The organism is Psychromonas hadalis ATCC BAA-638 (assembly GCF_000420245.1).
GTDB classification, from domain to species: Bacteria; Pseudomonadota; Gammaproteobacteria; order Enterobacterales; family Psychromonadaceae; genus Psychromonas; species Psychromonas hadalis.
Genome location: NZ_ATUO01000267.1, coordinates 1 through 2706, shown reverse-complemented (window position 1 = coordinate 2706; position 2706 = coordinate 1). Strand labels below are relative to the sequence as shown.

Annotated in this window: 3 protein-coding genes and 1 pseudogene; 1 reads left to right on the top strand and 3 read right to left on the bottom strand. The window is 36.1% G+C overall.

The genetic code is table 11. The features are described 5' to 3' along the window. Positions 1-391: 391 nt before the first annotated feature. Positions 392-1213: a substrate-binding periplasmic protein gene (locus tag G322_RS0118600; protein ID WP_022943181.1), complete on the bottom strand. Its 822-nt coding sequence runs from the start codon at positions 1211-1213 to the stop codon at positions 392-394. Between the two features lie 94 nt (positions 1214-1307). Beyond that, positions 1308-1643, bottom strand: a complete 336-nt coding sequence (locus G322_RS0118595; RefSeq protein WP_022943180.1) for a hypothetical protein — start codon at positions 1641-1643, stop codon at positions 1308-1310. 208 nt (positions 1644-1851) lie between these two features. On the opposite strand from G322_RS0118595, the gene G322_RS0118590 reads away from it, so the two are divergent. Then, positions 1852-2271 carry a hypothetical protein gene (locus G322_RS0118590; protein WP_022943179.1) on the top strand — a complete coding sequence of 140 codons (420 nt, stop codon included), beginning with the start codon at positions 1852-1854 and terminating at the stop codon, positions 2269-2271. A gap of 194 nt (positions 2272-2465) precedes the next feature. On the opposite strand, the pseudogene G322_RS23815 reads toward G322_RS0118590, so the two are convergent. Further along, positions 2466-2706: pseudogene (locus tag G322_RS23815) on the bottom strand (LysR family transcriptional regulator); the annotation flags it as partial.

Here is a 2706-nt window from a genome sequence, read left to right as displayed (position 1 = left end):
ATGCAACGGGGCATGCATTAAGTGAAGCAGGGGTGATAAGTGGTGGTGACATGACCACAGAGGCGGTGATTGCTAAGTTGTATTATCTGCTTAGTCAAAAAGTGTCATATGTGCAGTTAGTTGAGTTATTTCAGCGTGATTTAAGAGGGGAACTGGCTTATACCAATTACAGTAAATAGCTAATCTATTTTACTGGTTAAAATAACTCACTTCTGCGTTGTAAGTTTTGTAAAGGGAACAACCATTTACGTCAACTTGCGCCTTAAATTTAGTTATTTTTCCTGCGCAAAATTTAGATCACATACTTAATGTAATCGGTATTAGTTTTATTCTCTGTTAATTATCTAAACAAATACCAACCGACATAATATCGGTTGGTATTTGGGATTCGTTATGGAAGTAGTGCTAACCAACCCGGGTTATTAAACCATTTATTATGTAGTTTTTTAAGATCATCTGATTTCGTTAATGCGTGCAATTGCGCAGATAAATGGCTCTTTAAAAGAGGCTCATCTTTATTAATTGCAATGCCAATCTCTTCAACGGCTAATGGTTTTTGTAGTGTGGTTAACTCCTGCAACGTATCACGTATTACAGCAAGCTCACACACGACTAAATCAGCCACTAATGCATCAGCTTCACCAGAGCGAAGGGCAAGCAGTGCATCTTCATAATGTGTAACCAGTGTTAATTTTGCTTTGCCTAAACGCTCTTTTGCTAAGGTTTGACTGGTTGAATTTTTTAGTGCCATCAAATGTACTGTTTTATGGTTAAAGCCTGTTGATGCTCTTATCTCTTTTAATCTTTTTTTAGTGATTAACAGAGATTTTCCTGAAAGGGCATAAGGGCCAATAAAAGTTATTTTTTGACTACGCGCTTCGGTAAATGCAAAGCCTGAGATAATGACATCAATCTTCTGTTTTTTAAGTGCTTTCATCAATTCGGCAAAGGGCATCAGCTCAATACGTACATTAACTTTAAGCGATTTTGCCAGTGCGGTTGCGAGTTCTACATCGTAACCAATGACTGTTTCAAGGTTTGATACAAAATTAAAAGGAGGTTGCTCACCCGACATACCCACCACTAATAAGCCTGTTTTATTGATGCGTTCAAAGGTTGTATTTTCTGCACGAGTGACTTGGCTATACAGCAGAGTGGATAATAAGCCGATAAAAAGTGGGATGGAGATAATCTTATTAAATAATTTGTTCATGGAATTCCTTTTAACATAACAAAAAAAGAGAGTAATAGTTACTCTGTAAAATGTCTATTAACACAATAGATAAGTGCAAGGGGGATCAAGTTCGTTAATTTTTTTTACCTAAACGATAAGCGTCTATTGCTGCAATTATCCAAATGAACATGATAAAAATCATCGCAATATTACAGTTGCTACTGTAATCCGATACGCCTTGTAGGTTTAATGCATTACTTATTTCTGCTGTTGTGAGGCCTATTTCGCCCTGTTCAATTTGATGAATCACTTGCATTGCGGTTTCTATCACATTGATAATTAGCAGGTAACAAGCGATAGATGTGCTGAGTATCAAAAATAGCGCTTGCGGATATCGTTTTAGCATTAAATGCCCGAGGCCCGGAAAAATAAGTGCTGAAAGTAATGTTGCTTTGAGTGCTTTATTCATTTTAATCACTACCGTTTAATATTGTTGCCCTATCTTCTCATATCATAAAAAAGATGTCACTTGTAACAATACCTTCGCCAAAATGGAAACCAACCCATTTTGGCTGTTTTTATGTAACTGTTTGATTTGTTTTGGTATTTAATTTAATTTTTAGCTTAAATCAAAATTGTGGAGGTATTGTTGTAATGCTTGTAATTTGATGTTGTTAATGTATTGTAAAATTGTGGCTAATTTAGGCGACAGTAATAATAGTGAGAATTTTTTATCCATTGATTTTGGTCGTAAGAGTTACTTACCCGGCATTGTTGTTAAACATAAACAGGCACAATTTTTTAATTTTCATCGCTTTGATATTGGACGACTCTATGCGCATGATGGTGAATTTAGTGTTTCACTGTTAGGCTTAGACGCAAAGGGAGAGCTAATTGCAGAGCAACAATTTGTTATTTCAGAACCACTTAGCCACGTTGAATTGGGCGATAAATTTAACAGTATCAGTGAGTTGTTAATCAACGCTGTTTATGTGGATGACATCGATAACCGCGTTGCCTGTTTGGCTATTACCTTGATCTCAGCGTCAGTGACCGTTATCGCAAAGCGCTGTGACAAAATAGCGTTAATGGGGTGATGTTGAAATAACGAACCTGAGTTTTGGTTATACCAATTGGATTAAGTATGTGATCTAAATTTTGCGCAGGAAAAATAGCTTAATTTAAGGCGAAAGTTGACGTAAATGGTTGTTCCCTTTACGAAACTTACAACGAAGAAATAAGTTATTTTAACCAGTAAAATAGATCAGCTATTTATTCCGATTGGTATTAACTATCTTTTGCTTTCTATTGTGCTTTCTAATTCATTAATCAGCCATGCTAAAACAATGCCCTGACCACGATCTTTGCGCTTGGTTAGTCCAATCTCTACGCGTATGTTACTCAGTATATGTTTACTTGAAAGTTGCTTAATATCGTTTTTATACCATTCTGAAAGCGCAATATTTTCAGGTACTAGTGCCCAGCCTAATCCCTCTATCACCATCTCTGTAATGCCATAATAACTATTGATA

Bases quoted from the DNA above. Each gene is read 5' to 3' on its own strand.
- G322_RS0118600 (WP_022943181.1), bottom strand. From the start codon at position 1,213: ATGAACAAATTATTTAATAAGATTATCTCCATCCCACTTTTTATCGGC.
- G322_RS0118595 (WP_022943180.1), bottom strand. From the start codon at position 1,643: ATGAATAAAGCACTCAAAGCAACATTACTTTCAGCACTTATTTTTCCG.
- G322_RS0118590 (WP_022943179.1), top strand. From the start codon at position 1,852: ATGTATTGTAAAATTGTGGCTAATTTAGGCGACAGTAATAATAGTGAG.